Here is a 21257-nt window from a genome sequence, read left to right on the forward strand (position 1 = left end):
GGATATTCGCCATGCGCCAAGCGCAATCGCTGCATTTCTGCACCCATGACGGCGTCGAGCTGCACTATCGCCACTGGCCCGCCACGCGCAACGAGCATCAACCACGCCGCGCCGTGGTGATGTTCCACCGCGGCCACGAGCACGGCGGGCGCATGGCCCACCTGGCCGACGAACTGAACATGCCCGGTTATGATTTCTTCGCCTGGGACGCCCGTGGCCATGGCCAATCGCCAGGAGCACGCGGCGACAGCCCGGGCTTCGCCACCAGCGTGCGCGACGTGCAGACCTTCATCGAGCACCTCCAGGCCAGCCATGGCATCGCCGAACCCGATATGGTGGTGCTGGCGCAAAGCGTCGGCGCGGTACTGATCGCCACCTGGGCCCACGACTATGCGCCCAGGGTGCGCTGCCTGGTGCTCGCTTCGCCGGCGTTCAAGGTCAAACTCTATGTGCCCTTCGCCCGCCCCGGGCTGAAGCTGATGAAGGCCCTGCGCGGCAACTTCTTCGTCAACAGCTACGTCAAGCCGCGCCTGTTGACCCATGACCCGGAGCGGGTCATGTCCTATGTCGCCGACCCGCTGATCAGCCGGCCCATTTCGGTCAGCATGCTGCTGGGCCTGTATGACGCCGCCGACCGCGTGGTGGCCGACGCCCAGGCAATCCAGGTGCCGACGCAACTGCTGATCTCCGGCGCGGACCTGGTGGTCGAGCGCAAGCCGCAGGAGCAGTTCTTCGATCGCCTGGGCAGCGCACGCAAGGAAAAGCACATCCTGCCAGGCTTCTTCCATGACACCCTTGGCGAGCGCGACCGCGCCCACGCCCTGGCGCGGATCGAACGCTTCGTCGAGCACTGCTTCGACGCGCCGCCAGCGCGCCCTTCCTTGTTGGACGCCGACAGGAGCGGCGCCAGCTGCGCCGAGGCCGAGAGCCTGGCTGCGCCGTTGCCACGCCATTCGCCACGCGACCTCTACTGGCGCGCCACCCGCGCCGGCCTGCAGTTGGGCAAGGGCCTTTCCGAGGGGGTGAAACTGGGCTTCGACACCGGCTTCGACTCCGGCTCGACCCTCGACTACGTCTACCGCAATACGCCGACCGGCAAAGGCCGGTTGGGCGGGCTGGTCGACCGGAACTACCTGGACGCCATCGGCTGGCGCGGTATCCGCCAGCGCAAGCTGAACGTCGAGGAGCTGTTGCGCCTGGCCATCGCCCAGTTGCGCGAGCAGCAGCGCCCGGTCCATATCGTCGATATCGCCGCCGGCCATGGCCGCTATATCCTCGAGGCCTTGCAAGGCCTGCAGCAACTGCCCGACTCGATCCTGCTGCGCGACTACAGCGAGCTGAACGTGCAACAGGGCAACGCACTGATCAGCGAAAAAGACCTCGGCGAGATCGCCCGCTTCGTCCAGGGTGATGCCTTCGATCGGCAAAGCCTGGCCAGCCTCACCCCACGCCCCACCCTCGCGGTGGTCTCGGGGCTCTACGAGCTGTTCGCCAGCAACGAGCTGGTCGGCAATTCACTGGCGGGCTTGGCCGATGCCGTCGAGGACGGCGGCTACCTGGTCTACACCGGCCAGCCCTGGCATCCGCAGCTGGAGATGATCGCCCGCGCCCTGACCAGCCACCGCGGCGGCCAGGCCTGGGTTATGCGCCGACGCAGCCAGGCAGAGATGGATCAGTTGGTCGAGGCCGCAGGGTTCCGCAAGATCACCCAGCGCATCGATGAATGGGGCATCTTCAGCGTCAGCCTAGCGCAGCGGGTGCGCTGATGGCCCGTGAAACCGGGCTGATCCGCCGCGGCGTGCTCTGGCTGTTGCTGCTCGGACCGTTGTTTTTCCTCAGCTACGGCCTGGCCAACTCCTACACGGCCGGACGCGACGATATCGGCAGCCTGGTGTTCGCCTGGGAACGGCACATGCCGCTGTGGCCGTGGACTATCATCCCGTACTGGTCGATCGACCTGCTGTACGGGTTGTCGTTCCTGCTGCCACGTACACGTCGCGAGATGGACCGACATGCCTTGGCATTGCTCACGGCACAGGTGATCTGCGTGGCCTGCTTCCTGCTCTGGCCGCTGCGCTTCACCTTCGAGCGTCCCGAGCTGTCAGGGCTGTTCGGCTGGCTGTTCGATGTGCTGATGGGCTTCGACAAGCCCTACAACCAGGCGCCTTCGCTGCATATCGCGCTGTTGGTAATCATCTGGACGATGTTCGCCCGCCATGCGCGGCATCCCGCCTGGCGCTGGCTGGTGCACGGCTGGATGGGGCTGATCGGGCTGTCGGTCCTGAGCACCTGGCAGCATCACTTCATCGATGTGCCGACCGGGGCGTTGGCCGGGTTCGTCTGCCTGTGGCTGTGGCCGCAACAAGGGCCGTTGCCCTGGCAGCAGGCACGCCTGGCACGCGATCCCAAACGCTGGCGGCTGGCGTTGCGTTATGGACTGGGCGCGCTGCTGCTGGCCGTGCTCGGGTTCAAGCTGGGGCACTCCGCCTTGTGGCTGCTCTGGCCTGCGTTTTCACTGCTGCTGGTAGCGTTGAACTACGCACTGTTCGGAGCGCAAGGTTTCCAGAAAAGCAGCGATGGCCGGCTGTCGGTCGCGGCGACGGCATTGCTGGCGCCTTACCTGATTGCTGCCTGGATCAATTCAAGGCTGTGGACCTGGCGCCATCCGCAGGCGGATGAGGTGTGCGAGGGGGTGTACCTCGGGCGTGTGCCGGGCGCGGGTGATACGGTGCAGTTCCCGGCGGTGATCGACCTCAGCGCGGAGCTCGCCTGCCGGGTCCGCATCGCGGGGCAAGCGCGCTGCCACGAGCAGACGCCACAGGCTTCGCAGTCCTACCTGAACCTGCCGTCACTGGACCTGGTCGCCCCTGACACGCAGACCTTGCAGCAAGCTGCCGAGGCTATCGAACACCTGCGCCGGCACGGCCCGGTACTGGTCTGCTGCGCACTGGGCTACTCACGCAGCGCCAGCGCAGTCGCCGCCTGGCTGGTGGTCAGCGGTCGCTGCAAGGCAATCGCGCATGCCGAAACACTGATCCGCCAGGCGCGCCCCGGCGTGGTATTGCATCCAGCCCACCGCCAGGCCCTGCAGCCGCTGGAGACACAGCCATGAACCTGCTCGTCGTCGCCAGCCTGCTCGCCCGTGGCCGCCAACTGGAGCGCTGGTCGGACGGCATCACCTTGCTGGCCCTGGCCTGCAGCCTGGCGCCCATGCTGGGCGTGCCGCTGCCAACGCTGCCCCGGGTGTTCTACGCAACGTTGCTGGCGCTTGGCCTGGCGCACAAGTACTGGGCCATACGCGTTGCCCTGGATGCCGAGCTGTTCGCCCGGCTCGCAAGCCGCGACAGCCTGCCCGCTGATACCCAGGCCCTGGACCGTGCCCTGTTCGAACTGCGCCTGAAACCGACCGCCGACGATCCACGCGGCTGGCCTGCACGCAGCGAGGCTGCCCTGGCCCTGCTGCGCCGTCAGGCCTTGTGCCTGGCCGCGCAGGTGCTGCTCGCCGTCACCCTTCCCTTCACCGGATAACCCCGATGCTCGCCAGCCTGACTGCCTTCGTCATCACCTCCGCCGCCCGCCTGATCACCGGTGCCCGCGCCCTGTGGCTGGGCTGCACGCCGCAACCGGTGCAGCGCCTGTACTTCGCCAACCACAGCAGCCACGGTGACTTCGTGCTGCTCTGGGCCGCGCTGCCCGAGCCGCTGCGCCGCCGCACCCGGCCAGTGGCCGGCGCCGACTACTGGTGCAAGCCGGGCATCCGCGACTTCCTGATCCGCCAGGTGTTCAACGGCGTGCTGATCGATCGCCAGCAGGCCTGCGAGGGCAACCCACTGCAACCGGTGCTCGACGCCTTTGCCCAGGGTGACTCGCTGATCTTCTTCCCGGAAGGCACGCGCAACCTCACCGATGACCCGCTGCTGCCGTTCAAGAGCGGCCTGTTCCACCTGGCCTCGGCCAACCCGCAGGTAGAGCTGGTGCCGGTGTGGATCGCCAACCTCAACCGGGTCATGCCCAAAGGACGCGCCCTGCCGCTGCCGCTGTTGTGCACCCTGAGTTTCGGCGAGCCGCTGCACCTGCAGCAGGACGAAGCCAAGCATGCCTTTCTCGAGCGGGCCCGCCAGGCCCTGCTGAACCTGGCCCCGAAGGAAGCCTGAGATGGATCACAACACCCTGTCGCTATTCGCCGGTATCGGCGCCCTGCTGCTGCTCGCCAGCCTCGTAGGCCGCCTGCTCAAGTGGCGTGCCGGCCCCGCGCCGCATGCGGTGATCGACAACCTCAACGCGCGCATCAATGCCTGGTGGGTGATGGTGCTGGTGATCGGCATCGCCTTCCTGTTCGGCAAGTACGGCGTCATCGTGCTGTTCTACGGCGTCTCGTTCTACGCCCTGCGCGAGTTCATGACCCTCACCCCGACCCGACGCAGCGACTACCCCGCCCTGGTGGCGGCGTTCTACGTGGCGTTGCCGGTGCAGTACCTGCTGATCGCCATGGACTGGTACGGCCTGTTCAGCATCTTCATCCCGGTGTACCTGTTCCTGCTGCTGCCGATCCTCGCCAGCTTCGGCGGCGACACCACGCGCTTCCTCGAGCGCGCCTCGAAGGTGCAGTGGGGCCTGATGATCGCGGTGTACTGCGTGTCTTCGGTGCCGGCGCTGATGACCCTGGACATCCCCGGCTACGAAGGCCGCAACCTGCTGCTGATCGCCTGGCTGATCCTGGTGGTGCAGATCAGCGACGTGCTGCAGTACGTCTGCGGCAAGCTGTTCGGCAAGCGCAAGGTGGCGCCCAACCTGTCGCCGTCGAAGACCGTCGAAGGCCTGGCCGGCGGCGTGGCCTTGGCGACCCTGGTCGGCGCCCTGCTGTGCTGGATCACCCCGTTCACCTTCTGGCAGGCGGCGCTGATGGCGCTGACGGTCAATGCCATGGGCTTCTTTGGAGGGCTGGTGATGTCGGCGATCAAGCGCGACCGCGGAGTGAAGGACTGGGGCCACATGATCGAAGGCCACGGCGGCATGCTCGACCGCATGGACTCGGTGTGCTTCGCAGCGCCCGTGTTCTTCCACTTCGTGCGTTACTGGTGGGCGTGAGGCCTGGCCGATCGGCAGGCTTGGGTTGAGATAGCGCGCTCTGACAGCTGGACGTCGAGCCCAGGCAACTGCCCGTACTTCGATGGCCCTATGGTGACGCGTCATCTCACCTGTTACCTGGAGCCATGCCATGTCCGACTTCATCACCGTCCTGCGCGAAACCTGTCCGACCCCGGTGGTCGACGCGACCAAATGGAAGCGCATCGGCGGCGACCCGCACACCGTCAACCTCAACGCCTACCTGTCCGCCGACGGCAGCAAGATCATGGGCACCTGGATCTGCACGCCGGGCAAGTTCGAGGTCAACTACGAGAAGTGGGAGTACTGCCATTTCCTCGATGGCTACTGCATCGTCACCCCGGAAGGCGAGGAGCCGAAGCATCTGAAGGCGGGGGATGTGTTCGTGATCGAGCCGGGGATGAAAGGGACCTGGGAAGTGGTCGAGACGGTGCGCAAATACTTCGTGTTTGCCTGAAAGCTCGAAGCAAAAAAATCGCGGAGCACATGCCCCTCCCCCAAGGTGCGCAGTTACAAGGGGGAGGACCATACGATCCGCGATCAAGTCCACTCGCGGGTCAATCCTTCTTGCGGTACCCCTCGACGATCGCCGAGAAATCCTTGCCACCTTCGCCGCGCAGGCTCATGGCCTGGTAAAGCTGCTGGGCCACGGCACCCAGGATCACCGGCTGGTGCGCCTGGCGCGCGGCCTCGGTGGCCAGCCCCAGGTCCTTGAGCATCAGTTCGGCGCCGAAGCCGCCGGTATACCCCCGTGAAGCCGGGGCAGTCTCGATGATGCCTGGCCACGGGTTGTAGGTGTCCGAACTCCAGCAACGTCCGGTCGAGCTGTTGATGATCCCGGCCAGCACCTTGGTGTCGATGCCCAACGCATTGCCCAGGGCCATGGCCTCGGACACGCCGATCATCGAGATACCCAGCAGCAGGTTGTTACAGATCTTGGCGATCTGCCCGGTGCCGACTTCGCCGCAATGCACGATATTGCGGCCCATCTGCTCCAGCACCGGCTTGAGCGTGGCGAACAGCTCGGCGCTGGCGCCGACCATGAAGGTCAGGGTGCCGGCCGCCGCGCCACCGGTGCCGCCGGAGACCGGCGCATCACCCATGTCGATGCCCTTGGCCGCGGCGGCCTTGGAGACCTCACGGGCGGTCTGCGGATCGATGGTGCTGCAGTCCACGGTCGGAGTGCCGGGGCGAATGCCGGCCAGCACGCCGGTTTCTTCGTCCAGGTACACGCCACGCACATGAGCGGCGGCCGGCAGCATGGTGATCACCAGTTCGCTGTTGGCGGCGGCGTCCTTGGGCGAGGTGCTGACCTGCCCGCCCAGCTCGGCGAGTTCGGCCAGCACGGTCTTGTTCAGGTCGAACAGGTTGAGCTGGTGCCCGGCCTTGATCAGGTTGCGGGCCATGGGCGCGCCCATGTTGCCCAGGCCGATGAATGCGATACGCATGACGAGCTCCTTAGCGCAGGCTGATGGTGGTGTTCACACCGTCATTGACGCTGTCATCGTCGAACCAGCGGGCGGTGACGGTCTTGGTCTGAGTGTAGAACTGCACCACCTGCTTGCCGTACGGGCCGAGATCGCCAAGCTTGGAACCGCGCGAACCTGTGAAACTGAAGAACGGCACCGGTACCGGGATCGGGATGTTGATGCCGACCTGGCCGATGTCGATCTCGCTCTGGAACTTGCGCGCCGCCGCGCCGCTCTGGGTGAACAGGCCGGTGCCATTGCCGAACGGGTTGGCGTTGACCAGGGCGATGGCCTCGTCGAGGGTATCCACCTCCAAAGTCACCAGCACCGGGCCGAAGATTTCCTGGGTGTAGACCTGCATGTCGGTCTTCACCCCGGAGAACAGGGTCGGACCGACGAAGTTGCCTTGCTCGTAGCCCGGCACCTTCACGTCGCGGCCGTCCAGTTCGAGCTTGGCGCCCTCCTTGATACCGCTTTCGATCAGGCCCAGCACACGCTCCTTGGCGCGCTTGGAGACCACCGGGCCGACATCGGTGCCCGGCTCGTTGCCGGCATTGACCTTGAGCTTGCTCGCCGCGTCCTTGATATCCGGCAGCCATTCGCGGGCCTTGCCCACCAGCACCGCCACCGAGGTGGCCATGCAGCGCTGGCCGGCCGCGCCGAAGGCGGCGCCGACCAGGGCGTTGATGGTCTGGGTGCGGTTGGCGTCGGGCAGCACCACGGCGTGGTTCTTGGCGCCCATCATCGACTGCACGCGCTTGCCGTGCTGGCTGCCCAGGTTGTAGACGTGGGTGCCGACTTCGGTCGAGCCGACGAACGAGATCGCCTTGATGTCCGGGTGGGTGCAGATGCCATCGACCACTTGCTTGCCGCCATGCACCACGTTGAGCACGCCGGCCGGCACGCCAGCCTCCAGCGCCAGCTCGACCAGCATCATGGTCGACAGCGGGTCCTGCTCGGACGGCTTGAGCACGAAGGTGTTGCCGCAGACGATGGCCATCGGGAACATCCACAGCGGGATCATCGCCGGGAAGTTGAACGGGGTGATGCCGGCGCACACGCCGATCGGCTGGCGCAGGGTGTAGGTGTCGACGCCGCCGGCGACGTTCTCGGCGAACTCGCCCATCTGCAGGGTGCCAATGGAGGCGGCGTGCTCGACCACTTCCAGGCCACGGAATATATCGCCCTCGGCATCGGCAATGGTCTTGCCCTGCTCGGCGCTGAGGGTCACGGCGATGCGCTTGCTGTGTTCGCGGATCAGCGCCTGCAGCTTGAGCATGATGCGCATGCGCGCGCCGATGGGAGTGTCGCGCCAGGTCTTGAAGGCGCGCTCGGCGGCGGCCACCGCGGCGTTCACTTCCTCGACGGTGGCGAACGGCACACGCGCCAGCACCTGCTGGGTGGCCGGGTTGACGATGTCGCGCCACTCGGTGGTTTTCGACTCGACCCATTGGCCGTCGATCAGCAGCTTGACCTGCTCGACCTTGGTCTGGTCGGGCGTCTGGGGTGCGTTCATCTGCGCTCTCCTTGGAATTATTGTCGGAACGAAGACGCCTACGCCGGCATGGACACGGGGTGGCGTACAGGGGCTGAGATCGAGTATAGATGTGCAAACATCCAACAAGAATGCACAAAAAAACCGGATCATCATGCAAAAAGACCTCACCTCCCTGAGCGCGCTGAACTGGGACGACCTCAAGTTCTTTCTTGAGGTAGCGCGCACCCGCAAGGCCAGCAGTGCGGCCAAGCGCCTGGCCGTGGACTACACCACGGTGTCGCGGCGCATCGGTTCACTGGAAGGGGCGCTGGGCACTTTGCTGTTCGAAAAATCGCGGACCAACGGCTTCGTCCTCACCGCCGAGGGCCAGCGTCTGCTGGGCTATGCCGAGTCGATCGAGAGCACCTTGCACATGGCTTGCGAGCAAGTCTCGGGCTCGGGCGTGGCATTGTCGGGGCATGTGCGCATGGGCTGCACCGAAGGCTTCGGCAGCTTCTTCGTCACCCCGCAGCTGAGCCACTTCGTCGATGCCTGGCCGGCGATCTCGGTGGACATCCTGCCGCTGCCGCACTTCATCAGCCTGTCCAAGCGCGAAGCCGATATCGTCATCGCCCTGGAGCGTCCGGAACATGGCCCTTACGTGTGCTGCAAGCTGTGCGACTACCGCCTGCGCCTGTATGCCACCCAGGATTACCTGGACAGCCATGAACCCATCCGCGAGATCGCCGACCTGGGGCGCCACCCGTTCATCAGCTACGTGGACGACCTGGCCTTCAGCTCGGAGCTACTGTATCTGGCCAACCTGATCCCCAACGCCAACGCGCACCTGCGCAGCACCAGCGTGATCGCCCAGTACACGGCGGCATTGCAGGGGCGTGGGCTGGCGATCCTGCCGTGCTTCCTGGCGGCGCAGGACCCACGGCTGGTGACGGTGCTGCCGGAGCAGATCGAGGTGACGCGGCAGTTCTGGATGTACTGCCGGGAGGACCTGCGCAAGTTGAAGCGGATCACCCTGCTGTGGGATTACATCCGTGAGGTGACCGAGGCCAATGCGCCGTTGTTGATGGGGGAGACGCGGGAGATGAAGTTCGCTCGGGATTGAGGGAAGGCATCATCGCGGGGCAAGCCCCGCGATGTCGGTATCACTCCGACCCCACCACGATCGACACCCGGCGGTTCTCCATGCGCCCTGCGGCGGTGCGGTTGTCCGCCACCGGCTGGCTGCTGCCCATGCCGCGGGTCTGGATGTTCTGCGGCTGCATGCCGATGCCGGCCAAGGCCTTGGCCACGCTCTGCGCGCGGCGCTCGGACAACTGCTGGTTGTAGGCGGCCTTGCCCGAGGCGTCGGCGTGACCGTCGATGCGCACGCGTTGGATATCCACCGACAGCAACGCCTTGCCGATGCGCTCGACGATCGATTCGCTCTGGCTGTTGAGGCTATCCAGGTCGCTGCCAAACAGCACCTTGCCGGACAGGTCGAACGCCCAGCCGTCATCGGTCGGGGCGAAGCCCTCGCGCTTGAGCACGGCGACCTGCTCGGGTGTCAGCCCCTTGGGCGGCACGCTCTGGCAGCCGGTGAGGGCGAACAGCGCCAGCAGCAGGGTGAATAACGGGAAACGCAGTACGGAAAAACGCTTGGTCACGGTTCAGCTCCTGTTCTTTGCATCGTTGGCACAGCGTTCCGTCTGTGCCACTTGCCAATGGCCGCGGCGATTGCGCTTGGCCTGGTACATCGCCGCATCGGCGGCATTGAGCAGACTGGCCGGGTCGCGGCCGTCGTCCGGGTAATAGGCGATACCGACACTCAGCGAGGTGGTCAGACTGGTACCATCCTCCAGTTGCACCGGCAGCTTCATGCTGTCGACGATTTTCTCGGCGATGCGCTTGGCATCCTCTCGCGAGTGCAGCGGCGTCAGCAGCACGGCGAACTCGTCACCGCCCAGGCGCGCCACCAGGTCATGCTCGCGCAGTTGCGCACGCACCCGACTAGCCACGCTGATCAGCACTTCGTCCCCCACCGCATGGCCGAGGCTGTCGTTGATCTGCTTGAAATGGTCGCTGTCCAGGAACAACAGGGCCAGATGATCTTGCGTGCGCGCTGCGTTGCGCAGGCTGCGACTCAGCCGCCCTTCGAAGAAGGCGCGGTTGGGCAGGCCGGTCAGGCTGTCATGGCTGGCCTGGTGGGCGAGGGTTTCGTTCTCGCTTTGCAGGTGGCTCTGCCACACCTCCAGCTCATCGAGCAGGGCATTGAAGTCGTTGCCCAGCTCGTTGAGCTCGGCGATCTGGGTTTCCGGCACGCGGCGGTCGAAACTGCGCTCGCGCCGCGCCGCATGGGCGACGCTGGCCAGGTTGCGCAGGGGCCGGATGATGTCGCTGAACAGGCGCCGTGAAAGATACAGCGCCAGCACCGCGCTGAGCACCGTGCACACCAGGATCCCGGCCAGGCCGCTGAGCAGGAAGCGCACCAGGCTGCCACCCTGCCCGGTCAACTCGATATGCCCGACGCGCTGGCCCATGTGTTGCACCGGCATGTTGATCGGCTCTTCCAGCAGTCCGCGCGCCACCTGGGTCTGCAACTGCGCCATCACGCCGGGCGTATCACGCTGCCAATGGGCGAGCAGTTCGCCGTCGTTGTCATAGACCTTGGCGTCGGCGACCTCCTCGGTGGAGGCGATCAATGCCAGCGCTTCGTTGGCCGCGGCACTGTCGTCGAACACCACGGCCGCCTCGACGGTGTAGTTGATGGAGCGGGCGATCAGGTGCAGGTTGTGATTGGCATAGACGCGCAACGCCGCCACGCCGAGCAGGGTCACCAGCACACCGGCCAGGCCCGCGGCGAGCAGCGCCACGCTCAGGTGACGACGGCCGAGCACAGCACGCAGGGTCGGCCGGCTGAAGCGCTTGGCTGAACGCTTCATGGCTGCCCTGCCCGCCGTCGCGACAGCTGCAGCACGCTGGGGTGGATGCGCACACCGCTGCGCGCCACCGAGTCGAGGTTGACGTCGAACGCCACCTGCTGGTCGCTGACCCGCAGGCAGAACAGGCTACCCACGGTGCACGGGTCATCGGCCTCGCTGATGCTCAGCAATGGGTGGCCATTGACCCGCTGGAACAACCGCTCACGTTCCAGCTTGTCGAGCTTGCCGATATAGATGGCATCACAGGCATTGGCCACGCTCGGGTCGTCGGCCAGCAGACGGCGCACCTGCAGGGGTTGCCCGGAGTTCTGCACATTGCCCTTGATCAGGTCGTCGGCGTACTCGGTAGGGCCGACCAGGCACAGGCGCAAGGGGTTGGGGTCGGCAGGCCAGCGTGCGTAGCTGAGGATCCCCAGTACCACCTGGGTCACGGCCTTGGCCCGTTGCTGCGCCTGCGCATCCGACGCGGCAGTGCCCGCCCAGGCGGGAGCGCCGGTCGACAACAGCGTGGCCATCAGCAGCGAGAGCGCACAACCCGTCACTCGTCTCAAGACCGAGACAGCCACAGTCATGGGGGAAAATCTCACAAAATGTTTGCGGATAATGCCGCAACGATAGCATATCGGCGGCGAACTCCAGAGTCAGACTTGCTCCAGCATCAGCCCCGAGACACGCCTGACCTTGCGCTCCACCGCTTCCTCGAACACCCCGGCGCGCGGCTCGATCAGGCTGAAGCAATGCTTGGCGCGGGTGATGCCGGTGTACACCAGTTCCTTGGTCAGCACCGGGTTCAAGGCATCGGGCAGCACCAGCGCGGTATGGCTGAATTCCGAGCCCTGGGACTTGTGCACGGTCATGGCGAACACGGTTTCCACTTCGCTGAGCCGGCTGGGCAGGACGAAGCGCACCCCGCCGCTGCCATCGTTGCGCGGGAAGGCCACGCGCAGCAACGCCTCGCCCTGCTCGTCCGGCAGGCGCAGGGCAATGCCGATATCACCGTTCATCAGGCCGAGGCCGTAGTCATTGCGGGTGACCAGTACCGGGCGGCCCTCGTACCAGGGTTGCTGGCTATCGATCAGTCCGGCATTGTGCAGCACCCGGGCCACGCGTTCGTTCAGGCCTTCGACACCCCAGGCGCCCCTGCGCACGGCGCAAAGCAGCTGGAAGGCTTCGAAGCTCTGCAGTACCTCGGCGGCCCAACGCTCCCAGCGCGGATCGTCGCCCGGCGTGCCAGGCGGCGGGCGCAAGCGGCCGATGGTGCGCAGGTAGCCACGGTAACCCTGCGGCCCTTCGCCGCCCTGGCCAAGGCCGTCGAGCAACAGGCGATCGAAGCGCTTGTCGTGTTCGCCGCCCAGGGTCAGGCAATGAACGTCCGCAGGTCGGGTCGCCAGCAGCGCCCGCGCCTCCAGCGCCTGCTGGCGATTGACCAGGCGCGCCAATTGGCCGATGCCGCTGCCTTCGCCGAAACGCCGCGAATGACGCAGCATCACGATCTGCTGGGCCAGCGGATTGCGCTGCCCATCGCCCGGTTTCAGGCCAATGCCCGCCAGCGACTGCCCGCCCACCTGCTCAAGCCAGGCCAGGGTCTGCGGCCAGTAGCAGCCTTCCTCGGCGTCGCGACACAGGTCGCCCAGCACCGCCCCGGCTTCCACCGAGGCCAGTTGGTCCTTGTCGCCCAGCAGCACCAGCCGGGCGGTGGACGGCAGGGCATCGAGCAGGTTGGCCATCATCTCCAGGTCGATCATCGAGGCTTCATCGATCACCAGCACGTCCAGCGGCAACGGGTTGCCGGCATGATGGCGGAAATGCCGAGAGCCTGGGCGGCTGCCCAGCAGGCGGTGCACGGTGCTGACCTCGGTGGGGATCTGCGCCCGTACCTCAACGTCCACCTGCAGGCGCTCGACCTGCTGGCCGATGGACTCGGTCAGGCGCGCCGCGGCCTTGCCGGTCGGTGCCGCCAGGCGGATACGCAGCGGTCGGCCTTGCTCGACCGCCGGCCCCTGCAACAACGCCAGCAGGCGCACCACGGTGGTGGTCTTGCCGGTGCCGGGGCCGCCGGTGATCACACTGAAACCCGCTCGGGTGGCCAGGGCGCATGCCAGCTTCTGCCAGTCCACCTCGCCGGCCGCCGAGCCGCCGTCGAACAACTGCGCCAGGCGCTGGGCCAGATCGGCGGGCTGAGGCTGACGGCGTGCCAGGCGCTCATGCAGGGCGCCGTCGATCCGCCGCTCGTAGGCCCAGTAGCGGCGCAGGTACAAACGCTCGGCGCTGAGCACCAGTGGCCGGGCGCGCTGTTCGACGCTATCGCCCGCCGCGACCAGCGGGCTCTCGGCGATCCGTTGCAGCCAAGTACCCAGGTCAAGGCTGGCCAGCAGCTGCGAAGGCAGCAGCAGCGGCCCGGCCAGGGCATCGCCTTCCGGAGGCAGCGACAGGGCGAAGTCTGGTTCCGCGAGAGTCTGGCGCAGGTCCAGACAGACATGCCCATGCCCCAGCTGGTGGCTGGCCAGCGCCGCGGCCAGCAGCACCAACGGGTCACTGCCTCGCGCCCGTTCCTCGAGAAAACTCACGAAGGCCCGATCCAGGGCACGCAACCACCCGCGCTCGACCCAGCGATCGAGCAACGCCAGCAGGTCGTGGCTGGCGCTCAGCGGCGCCAGGGCGCTCAGATGCTCCGCCTGCAATGGCGTGGGCAGCAGGTCATCGAGGTTGCGGCTCATGGCGCGGCTCCGGCAAACAGGTCCTGTTGTTCAGGTTCTTGCTCACCCCGGAACATCGCGTCGAGCTGCTCGATCAGCGCCCGGGGTGGCCGCGCATGATACAGCCCGTGGCCTGCCGACGTGACGCCGCGCAGGAAGATGAACACCGCGCCACCGACATGCCGATCGTAGTCGTAGTCAGGCAGGCGGGCGCGCAACTGGCGATGCAGGGCCAGCAGGTAGAGCACGTACTGCAGGTCGTAGCGATGTTCGAGGATCGCCTGCTCCATTGCCAGGGCGCCATAGGCTTCGGCATCGGGGCCAAGCCAGTTGGACTTGTAGTCGGCCACGTAGTAGCGCCCATCGAGCTCGAACGCCAGGTCGATGAAGCCCTTGAACATGCCATTGAGCAAGGTCGGCTGCGCGGCCGGGCGCGCCGCGCCGGCATGGGTATGGCGCGCCACCTGGTAGTCGAGGCGCAGGGCGTCGACCTGGTGGCTGGCGAACCAGAACTCCATTTCGATCTGGTAGTGGTTCAGTTGCGCCAGGGTAAGGGTGGCCCCCTGCAGCGGCATGGGTTGCAGCAGCAATTGCTGCAGCCACTGCGTCAGCGTGGGGATCCAGCCGGTCCAGTCGCGTCGATTGCAGCGCCGCCCCACGGTGCGCTCGATCACCTCGGCCTGGCTGCTGATCTCGGCGAAACCTTCGCGACCCGCCCATTCGAGCAGGCCATGGAGGAAGGTCCCCGGGTTCGGACCCCGGGGGAAACGGTGGATATCGCCAGCCTCGGCCGGGACCTCGCGCAGCAGCTGGCTGTCCAGCACCTCGTCGTCCAGCAGTTGCTGGGCCTGGGAGCTGTCGGCGATCAGCGTCTGGTCGCCCACCCGCAGGGCACTGTAGGAGGCAATCCACCAGTGTTCCGCGGCGGCACGCCGTGGCTTGCGTGGCGGCAGGAGTTCGCGCTGGCTGTCCGGCGTGCGATAGCTCTGTGTCTGTACTTCGGGCAGCGCCTCCCGGCTGATGGCCGGGTTGCTCGCCGCCAGCGCCTGGAGCCACTCGCCCAGCTGGCTGGAGGCGGGCAACGGCAGCCCGCCGCCGAGCAGGTAACCCAGGGCCGAACGGTGCAGTTGCGAGCTGCGCTGGGTGCCGCGCTTGAGGTCGGCGACGCCCAGCCAGCAGGCGTATTGGGCGCGGGTCAGGGCGACGTAGAGCAGGCGCAGGTCCTCGGCCAGGCGCTCGTCGTCGGCGCGCTCGATCTGCTCGGCATTCGGCGTCAGGGTCAGGTGCGCCACGCCTTGCTCATCGTGCCAGCCCAGGGGCAGGCGCTGGCCATCCACCGGTTTGCTGGTGCAGATGAACGGCAGGTACACCAGCGGGTATTCCAGGCCCTTGGACTTGTGGATGGTCACCACCTTGACCAGTTGTTCGTCGCTTTCCAGGCGCAGGATCTGCTCCTCGCCCGCTTGCCCAGCGTTGGCCAGGTGCTCGGTGAGGTGGCGGATCAGCGCTTGCTCGCCATCCAGTTCGCCCGCCGCCTGTTGCAACAGCTCGGCCAGGTGCAGCAGGTTGGTCAGCACGCGTTCGCCGTCACTGCGGCCCATCAACGCGCGGGGCAGCTGGAAGTCATGCAGCAGGCGGCGCAGCATCGGCAGCACACCCTGGCGTTGCCAGATGTCGCGGTAGCGGCGAAAACGCATCACCCAGCCCTCCCAGACCCGTTCGTCCTGGTTCAGGCGCTCCAGTTCGACCAGCGGCAGGTCGAGGGTCAGGCTGGCCAGGGCGGCCTTGAGCAGGCGCTCCGAGTCCGGTTCGGCGCAAGCCTTGAGCCAGGCCAGCAGGTCGTGGGCTTCCTGGGCGGCGAACACCGAGTCCTTGTCCGACAGGTACACGCTGCGCACATCGCGGGCGGCCAGCTCGGCGCGGATCAGCTGGGCCTCGCGGCCGTCGCGCACCAGGATGGCAATATCGGAGGGCAGGCAGGGGCGCAGCTTGCCAGCGGCGTCGGCGAAACCACTGATGCCTTGCTGCCCGCCATTGAGCAGCTCGACGATATGGCTCGCGCAACTGGCCGCCAGCTGCTGGCGATACAAGGTGCTGGATACCGGCTCATCGCTATCCAGCAGCCAGCAACAGAGGGCTGCGCTCGGCTGCCCGGCCACCAGCAATTGCTCGCCACGGCCCTTGGCGCGTACTTCGACGAAGGGCAGCGGGTTGTCGCCATGGGCCCGGAACAGGAATGCCCCACGGCCCTCGGCACGCTCCTCGGCCTGGAGGAATACCCGGTTCACCGCCGCGACCATGGCTTGGCTCGAGCGGTAGTTGGTGTCCAGGCTGTGCAGGCGCCCGGCGGTGGCGCGGCGCGCGGCCAGGTAGGTGAATATGTCGGCGCCGCGGAAGGCGTAGATCGCCTGCTTGGGGTCGCCGATCATGAACAAGCCGGTGTCCGGGTTGTTCTCGCTGATACGGTAGATGCGCTCGAAGATGCCGTACTGGACGGGGTCGGTGTCCTGGAACTCGTCGATCAACGCGACCGGGAACTGCTCGCGGATCAACGCGGCCAGGCGCTCACCGGCATCGCTGCCCAGGGCATGCTCAAGGCGCAGCAGCATGTCGTCGAAGCCCATTTCGGCGCGTCGACGCTTCTCCACCTCGAAGCGCGCCGAAACCCAGGCGGCGGCATGCTCCAGCAGGCGCGCATCGGGGCTGGCCAGCCCCTGCAACTGTTCACGCAGGGCCGCCATGGCGTGCAGCGCCGGGTGCTGCGGTGGCTCGCCGGCCTTCCACGCCTCGGCCATGCCCGCCGGGGTCAGCCGGGTAAAACCGGTACCCAGGTCCAGCTCCATGGCCTGCTCATCACCGGCCCAGGCGCGCAGCTTGTCGAACCAGGGCTCGAAGTAGCGTGCCTGCAACTTGCGCCCATCCGCCTGCTTGGCCGCCACGGCATCGCGGCAGATCTGCTGCAGCTCGTCGGCCCAGGCGGCCCAAGGGGCCTTGAGCTGGGCCAACTGGGCGGTGCGCTGGCGCAGGGTCGCCTCGATCAAGGCTTGCGGCTCCTGATCGTCCGTCTGGCCTCGGACGCGGCCGAACAATGGCCTGATCCTTGGCAACAAGGCATCGGGGCTGCCCCAGTTGCCGCGCACCCAGGCCAGCGACTCGCCACGCATGCCGTAGCAGAAGCGCCGCCAGTAGTCGCGCATGACCTGGCCCAGCAACTCGCTGTGATCGGTTTCCAGGCTCTGGGTGAACAGGCTGCCACTGTCGAACGCATGCTCGCGCAACATGCGCTGGCACCAGCCGTGGATGGTCGATACCGCCGCTTCGTCCATCCATTGCACGGCGATTTCCAGGCGGTTGGCACAGCGTGGCCAGTGCGCCTGTGGATAATCCTCGCGCAACAGGTGCAGCAAGGGGTCGGCATCCTCGAGTTCGCCGCGGAAAAAGCGCGCCGCTTCAGCCAGGCGCGCACGGATACGCTCACGCAGTTCCTTGGTTGCCGCATCGGTGAAGGTCACCACCAGGATCTGCGGCGGCAGCAGCTCGCGGGCAAAGCCCTGCTCGCCGCCATGCCCAAGGATCAGGCGCAGGTACAGGGCCGAGATGGTGAAGGTCTTGCCGGTGCCGGCGCTGGCCTCGATCAGTTGGCTGCCGTGCAAAGGAAAGCTCAGCGCCAGGGGGCGGGCTTGGGTCATTGGGCGCTCTCCGGGTTGCCCAGGGTTTGCCAGGGCGCCGCGAACAAGGGGCGATACAGGGTTTCGCACCAACCCTCGAAGGTTTCCTCGAGGGCCAGTGCGGCGAAGTCACGGTATTGACGGGCCAGGGCCAGGCTCTCGCTGCGCTCGCCAAAGCTGTTCTGGCCGTCACCTTCGTAGGCACGGGCTGCGGCGGCCAGGGCCTTGTCCGGGTCCTCCTGGGCGAGCCAGGCGAAGGCGGTCTTGGCCGCGACGGGCAAGGGCGCGTTCATTCCCGCCTGGCGTGCCACCAGCAACTCGCCCAGGCGCTGCCTCGCATCGGCCTGCGGCAGTGGTGCCAGCAGCAAGGTCAGGTCGCTGGCCACCAACGCGCTGTGCAGCGGATAGCCCGAGGCGCAGGCGGCAAGGTGCATGACCCAGGCAGGAATCAGGCGATGCCATTTCAGGCTGTTGCGCCCGGCACTGAGGGTATTGGGCACGGTGGCGATGCTCAGCAGGCTTTGGTCTTCGCCCTGGTACACACGGCCGAGCCAGCCTTCCAGACGCTGCGCACCCTGTTCGAAGTGAATCGGCAGGGCACCCTCGACCAGCGTCGGCCAGCGCTGCAGCAATTGTCGATGGCGTTGCAGCAAGTCCGGCAGCGGCTGGATCAGCTCCGCCTGCAAGGCCTCACCGAACCCGGCCAACGGTAGCAGCCCGCAGGCCTGCAGCCTCCGGGCCTGAGCTTGCAGGGCTCGCTCGGCGTTGTCGGGGTCGGCCAGCGCGGCGCCGAGCAGGCTTTCACTCAGGCCATAGCGTTGCAGGGCATCGAGGACAAAGGGTTCTTCGTCCGGCGTCGGCGCTTCCAACGTTTCGAAGAACACTTTCAGGCGCTGGCTGAAGAAATGCCGTACCGGGTGGCGCAGGAAATCCTGAAGCTGCACCAGGTTCAGCGGTTCATCGCTGACGTAGGGCGACAGCCCGATAGCGGCGGTCGCTGCGCCGTCCTCGGCCTGATGCAAGGCCAGCCACTCATGGGCAAAGCTGAACAGCGGGCTGCCTTTCTGGAAATAGCGCTGGCTAAACGGCTGCAGCGGATGCTCCTGGGTCAACGCATGCAACAACTGCTGCCCAGCGTCATCGCGCAACCCGGTCTTGGCACCGGCGAGCTGCCAGCCGGCGGCCAGGTGATCGCGCAGTTGCCCGATCAGCACCGAGGCCGGACGCTCGCTGTTGTCGCGGATACTGCGCCCGCCCCAGCTGACATAGAGCTGGTCACGTGCCGACAGCAAGGCTTCGAGCAACAGGTAACGGTCATCCTCCCGCCGGGAGCGGTCGCCCGGACGATAGTCGCTGGCCATCAGGTCGAAGTCCAGGGGCGGCTGGGCGCGTGGATAGTCACCATCGTTCATGCCCAGCAGGCAGACCACGCGGAACGGGATGGCACGCATGGGCATCAGGGTGCAGAAGTTCACGGAACCGGCAAGGAAGCGTTGCGACAACTTGCCCTGGTCCAACCCCGACAGCCAGGCTTCGCGCACCACCGTTAGCGGCAGCAGGTCTTGCAGGCCCACCGCCTCGCAAGTCTCCAGCCAGGTGTCGCGCAGATCCTGCAGTTGCACCAGGAGCAGCTCGTCGTGTTCGTTCTCGGCCAGGAAGAAGATCTGCAGCAGGGCGTGCAGCCGTGCGCCCCAGTCTGGCGCCGAGGCCGGCTGGGTCAGGGCCTGGCAAGCGACCTCCAGGGCATCGAGCAAGGCCACCAGCGGCCCGATCAATGCGGCATCGAGGCCGCCAATCTCATCATAAGGCTCGATGCCGTCACAGCTTTCGCCTACCCCGACCGCGTACCCCAGCAACATCCGGCGCAGGCCGAACCGCCAGCTGTTCTGCTCCAGCCCTTCCGGCAGCCCCAGGCTGGCGCGCTGTTCGGCACTTAGCCCCCAGCGGATGCCCGCCCCTTCGATCCAGCGATGCAGCGTCGGCAGGTCGCCTTCCTGAATGGCGAAACGGGCGCGCACGGCCGGTACGTCCAGCAGGTCGAGCACTTCACTGACGGCAAAGCGGCTGTCAGGCAGCTTGAGCAGATGCTCCAGGGCAATGAGCAGTGGGTCGCGACCACGCTGGCCCTGGTCGGTCAGGGTGAAGGGGATAAAGCGCGGGTCGTTGCGATCGAGCTGGCCGAACACTGCACGGATGTGCGGCGCGTAGGTGTCGATGGCCGGCAGCATGACGATGACGTCGCGGGGGCGCAGCGTCGGGTCGGCGCTGAAGCGGGCGAGTAACTGGTCGTGGAGGATCTCGACTTCGCGCTGCGGGCTATGGGCCAGGTGGAAGCGCACGGAGCGGTCCTTGGCCGGATCGACTGCTGGCCATTGCGTACGCGTCTCGGCCAAAGGCCGCAGCTCGAGGATATCGTCCTGCAGCTGGTTGAGCAGGGTCTCGGGTTGGGCGTCACTGAACAGGTCGATACGGCCTTCGCTGAAGACATTCTGGTAGCTGCCTGGGTCGTCGTAGCTGTCGAGCAGGTTGATGTAGTCGCGCCCCTGCTTGCCCCAGGCCGCCAGCAGCGGATGAGCATGCTGATGCAGCAGTTCGTCGTCCAGCTGCAAAGGCATGCCCTGCTTGCGTTGCTGGCGTTTGTACTGGTGCCGCAGCAGGTCTTTGTCGGCGACGATATCGCCCCAGTGGTGACGACAGGGGTTGTGCACGCACAACAGGACCTGGCTGAAACGGGCAAGACCTGCCAAGGCTTCCAGGATCTGTGCGGGCAGCGACGAAATGCCAAACACGATCAACCGCGCCGGCAGCCCTGGGGGCGCCTGCTCCAGGCTGTTGATCCGCTCGATGAAGCGCTGGTGCACACCGGCTCGGCTCTGGGCCATGCCCTCCTCGCCGACGTCCTCGAGCAGGAGCCGCCACAGCTCGGCCTGCCAGCGATTGCCAGCAGCCAACGGCTTGCGCTCGCCACGGGCGGTATTGAGTACGTGGGCACCATCTGCCCAGTCCTTCAACCAGTCGGCGCGGTAGACCTGGTACTGGTCGAACAGGTCGGCGAGCCGTTCGGCCAGCTGATAGCGCTTGCGCAGGTCGCTGTCGTCGGTGAGGAAGCGGCGCAGTGGTTCGAAGTGCGGGCGCTCGATCACTTCCGGGAGCAGGCGCATCAGGCGCCAGGTCAGGGGGGCCTTGTCGAGCAGTGAAACCTCGGGGATTTCATCACGGCCCAACACGCGGCGGTACAACTGCCACATGAAGCTGCCCGGGAGCTGCACATCGATGGCAGCGGCGATGCCGCAACCGCCCTGATCGTCGTCTTGCGGGTCCTCGGCCAGCGCCAGTTTCAGCCATTGGGCGATACCGTTGCTCTGTACCAGCGCAATCTCGTTCTCCAGCGGCGCCAGGGGGTAGCGGCGCATCACGCTCACCACCAGATTGCGCAGCTCGTCCAGGCGATTGCCCTGGACGATCATGAAACCTGGGTGGAGTGAGGTGGTCTGCGGCATGGGAGCTCTCGGAATGCGGTTGATGCTGACGGGAAACCTTATCACGGAGACAGCAGGCGGGGTTTCGCGATGCTGCCCGGCAGGACATGAGTTTTCCGGGCACAAAGACAAAACCCCTACCTGCTCGCGCAGATAGGGGTTTTGCGAAATGAATCTTGACGATGACCTACTCTCACATGGGGAAACCCCACACTACCATCGGCGATGCATCGTTTCACTGCTGAGTTCGGGATGGGATCAGGTGGTTCCAATGCTCTATGGTCGTCAAGAAATTCGGTTGCCGGTACGTCCTTGCAGACATGCCAGCCAATTCGGATATGTGATCTTGTGGTTCGTCGCGAACTTTCGGTTCGTTTCGTCTTCACCACCGCAATCTGCGTGAGCAAATTGCTTGGGTGTTAT

At 66.3% G+C, this 21257-nt stretch carries 15 protein-coding genes and 1 rRNA gene; 7 read left to right on the forward strand and 9 right to left on the reverse strand.

From position 1 onward, the window contains the following. Nucleotides 1–11: 11 nt before the first annotated feature. The 6 genes from OH705_RS06720 to OH705_RS06745 all read left to right on the forward strand — a co-directional run bounded on the left by OH705_RS06720 (nucleotide 12) and on the right by OH705_RS06745 (nucleotide 5563). Complete coding sequence (locus OH705_RS06720) at nucleotides 12–1766, forward strand: bifunctional alpha/beta hydrolase/class I SAM-dependent methyltransferase (RefSeq protein WP_267301519.1); 1755 nt, start codon at nucleotides 12–14, stop codon at nucleotides 1764–1766. Then, a complete protein-coding gene (locus OH705_RS06725; protein WP_267301520.1) occupies nucleotides 1766–3112 on the forward strand; it encodes a phosphatase PAP2/dual specificity phosphatase family protein in 1347 nt (448 codons plus the stop codon). The genes OH705_RS06720 and OH705_RS06725 overlap by 1 nt, the downstream gene beginning before the upstream one ends. Continuing rightward, nucleotides 3109–3528 carry a hypothetical protein gene (locus tag OH705_RS06730; RefSeq protein WP_267301521.1) on the forward strand — a complete coding sequence of 140 codons (420 nt, stop codon included), beginning with the start codon at nucleotides 3109–3111 and terminating at the stop codon, nucleotides 3526–3528. Before OH705_RS06725 ends, OH705_RS06730 begins: the two co-directional genes overlap by 4 nt. A 5-nt stretch (nucleotides 3529–3533) precedes the next feature. Then, on the forward strand, nucleotides 3534–4154 hold the full coding sequence (locus OH705_RS06735) for a lysophospholipid acyltransferase family protein (protein WP_104444536.1): 621 nt from the start codon (nucleotides 3534–3536) through the stop codon (nucleotides 4152–4154). A 1-nt stretch (nucleotide 4155) separates the two neighbouring features. Continuing rightward, nucleotides 4156–5088, forward strand: a complete 933-nt coding sequence (locus tag OH705_RS06740; protein WP_023631694.1) for a phosphatidate cytidylyltransferase — start codon at nucleotides 4156–4158, stop codon at nucleotides 5086–5088. A 130-nt stretch (nucleotides 5089–5218) separates the two neighbouring features. After that, complete coding sequence (locus OH705_RS06745) at nucleotides 5219–5563, forward strand: cupin domain-containing protein (RefSeq protein WP_023631693.1); 345 nt, start codon at nucleotides 5219–5221, stop codon at nucleotides 5561–5563. A gap of 100 nt (nucleotides 5564–5663) precedes the next feature. Here the strand turns inward: OH705_RS06745 and mmsB are convergent, their stop codons facing one another. Beyond that, a complete protein-coding gene (gene mmsB / locus OH705_RS06750; RefSeq protein WP_028691313.1) occupies nucleotides 5664–6554 on the reverse strand; it encodes a 3-hydroxyisobutyrate dehydrogenase in 891 nt (296 codons plus the stop codon). 10 nt (nucleotides 6555–6564) lie between these two features. Further along, nucleotides 6565–8091, reverse strand: a complete 1527-nt coding sequence (locus tag OH705_RS06755; protein ID WP_038707313.1) for a CoA-acylating methylmalonate-semialdehyde dehydrogenase — start codon at nucleotides 8089–8091, stop codon at nucleotides 6565–6567. 133 nt (nucleotides 8092–8224) lie between these two features. Between OH705_RS06755 and OH705_RS06760 the strand changes: the two genes are divergently transcribed. After that, nucleotides 8225–9175: a LysR family transcriptional regulator gene (locus OH705_RS06760; protein WP_031316500.1), complete on the forward strand. Its 951-nt coding sequence runs from the start codon at nucleotides 8225–8227 to the stop codon at nucleotides 9173–9175. A 40-nt stretch (nucleotides 9176–9215) separates the two neighbouring features. On the opposite strand, the gene OH705_RS06765 is transcribed toward OH705_RS06760, so the two are convergent. The 7 genes from OH705_RS06765 to rrf form a co-directional block, all read right to left on the reverse strand. Further along, complete coding sequence (locus OH705_RS06765) at nucleotides 9216–9716, reverse strand: OmpA family protein (RefSeq protein WP_231867455.1); 501 nt, start codon at nucleotides 9714–9716, stop codon at nucleotides 9216–9218. Nucleotides 9717–9719: 3 nt separating this feature from the next. After that, nucleotides 9720–10991: a diguanylate cyclase domain-containing protein gene (locus OH705_RS06770; protein WP_023632751.1), complete on the reverse strand. Its 1272-nt coding sequence runs from the start codon at nucleotides 10989–10991 to the stop codon at nucleotides 9720–9722. Next, entirely contained in the window at nucleotides 10988–11563 is a 576-nt protein-coding gene (locus OH705_RS06775) for a YfiR family protein (RefSeq protein WP_031316726.1), read from the reverse strand. The genes OH705_RS06770 and OH705_RS06775 overlap by 4 nt, the downstream gene beginning before the upstream one ends. A 69-nt stretch (nucleotides 11564–11632) precedes the next feature. Continuing rightward, nucleotides 11633–13708, reverse strand: coding sequence for an exodeoxyribonuclease V subunit alpha (gene recD / locus OH705_RS06780; protein ID WP_267301527.1), 2076 nt, complete (start codon nucleotides 13706–13708; stop codon nucleotides 11633–11635). Next, nucleotides 13705–17376, reverse strand: coding sequence for an exodeoxyribonuclease V subunit beta (recB, locus tag OH705_RS06785; RefSeq protein WP_267301528.1), 3672 nt, complete (start codon nucleotides 17374–17376; stop codon nucleotides 13705–13707). The genes recD and recB overlap by 4 nt, the downstream gene beginning before the upstream one ends. Then, nucleotides 17373–20855, reverse strand: coding sequence for an exodeoxyribonuclease V subunit gamma (recC, locus tag OH705_RS06790; RefSeq protein ID WP_267301530.1), 3483 nt, complete (start codon nucleotides 20853–20855; stop codon nucleotides 17373–17375). The genes recB and recC overlap by 4 nt, the downstream gene beginning before the upstream one ends. A 153-nt stretch (nucleotides 20856–21008) precedes the next feature. Next, nucleotides 21009–21124, reverse strand: a 5S ribosomal RNA gene (gene rrf, locus OH705_RS06795). Nucleotides 21125–21257: the final 133 nt, after the last annotated feature.

The sequence above is a fragment of the Pseudomonas sp. BJa3 genome, assembly GCF_026343815.1.
Classification (GTDB): Bacteria; Pseudomonadota; Gammaproteobacteria; order Pseudomonadales; family Pseudomonadaceae; genus Aquipseudomonas; species Aquipseudomonas soli.

What these genes read in the sequence shown, in the direction of transcription:
- OH705_RS06720 (WP_267301519.1), top strand. Translation starts at nt 12, where the DNA reads ATGCGCCAAGCGCAATCGCTGCATTTCTGCACCCATGACGGCGTCGAG.
- OH705_RS06725 (WP_267301520.1), top strand. Translation starts at nt 1,766, where the DNA reads ATGGCCCGTGAAACCGGGCTGATCCGCCGCGGCGTGCTCTGGCTGTTG.
- OH705_RS06730 (WP_267301521.1), top strand. Translation starts at nt 3,109, where the DNA reads ATGAACCTGCTCGTCGTCGCCAGCCTGCTCGCCCGTGGCCGCCAACTG.
- OH705_RS06735 (WP_104444536.1), top strand. Translation starts at nt 3,534, where the DNA reads ATGCTCGCCAGCCTGACTGCCTTCGTCATCACCTCCGCCGCCCGCCTG.
- OH705_RS06740 (WP_023631694.1), top strand. Translation starts at nt 4,156, where the DNA reads ATGGATCACAACACCCTGTCGCTATTCGCCGGTATCGGCGCCCTGCTG.
- OH705_RS06745 (WP_023631693.1), top strand. Translation starts at nt 5,219, where the DNA reads ATGTCCGACTTCATCACCGTCCTGCGCGAAACCTGTCCGACCCCGGTG.
- mmsB (WP_028691313.1), bottom strand. Translation starts at nt 6,554, where the DNA reads ATGCGTATCGCATTCATCGGCCTGGGCAACATGGGCGCGCCCATGGCC.
- OH705_RS06755 (WP_038707313.1), bottom strand. Translation starts at nt 8,091, where the DNA reads ATGAACGCACCCCAGACGCCCGACCAGACCAAGGTCGAGCAGGTCAAG.
- OH705_RS06760 (WP_031316500.1), top strand. Translation starts at nt 8,225, where the DNA reads ATGCAAAAAGACCTCACCTCCCTGAGCGCGCTGAACTGGGACGACCTC.
- OH705_RS06770 (WP_023632751.1), bottom strand. Translation starts at nt 10,991, where the DNA reads ATGAAGCGTTCAGCCAAGCGCTTCAGCCGGCCGACCCTGCGTGCTGTG.
- OH705_RS06775 (WP_031316726.1), bottom strand. Translation starts at nt 11,563, where the DNA reads ATGACTGTGGCTGTCTCGGTCTTGAGACGAGTGACGGGTTGTGCGCTC.
- recD (WP_267301527.1), bottom strand. Translation starts at nt 13,708, where the DNA reads ATGAGCCGCAACCTCGATGACCTGCTGCCCACGCCATTGCAGGCGGAG.
- recB (WP_267301528.1), bottom strand. Translation starts at nt 17,376, where the DNA reads ATGACCCAAGCCCGCCCCCTGGCGCTGAGCTTTCCTTTGCACGGCAGC.
- recC (WP_267301530.1), bottom strand. Translation starts at nt 20,855, where the DNA reads ATGCCGCAGACCACCTCACTCCACCCAGGTTTCATGATCGTCCAGGGC.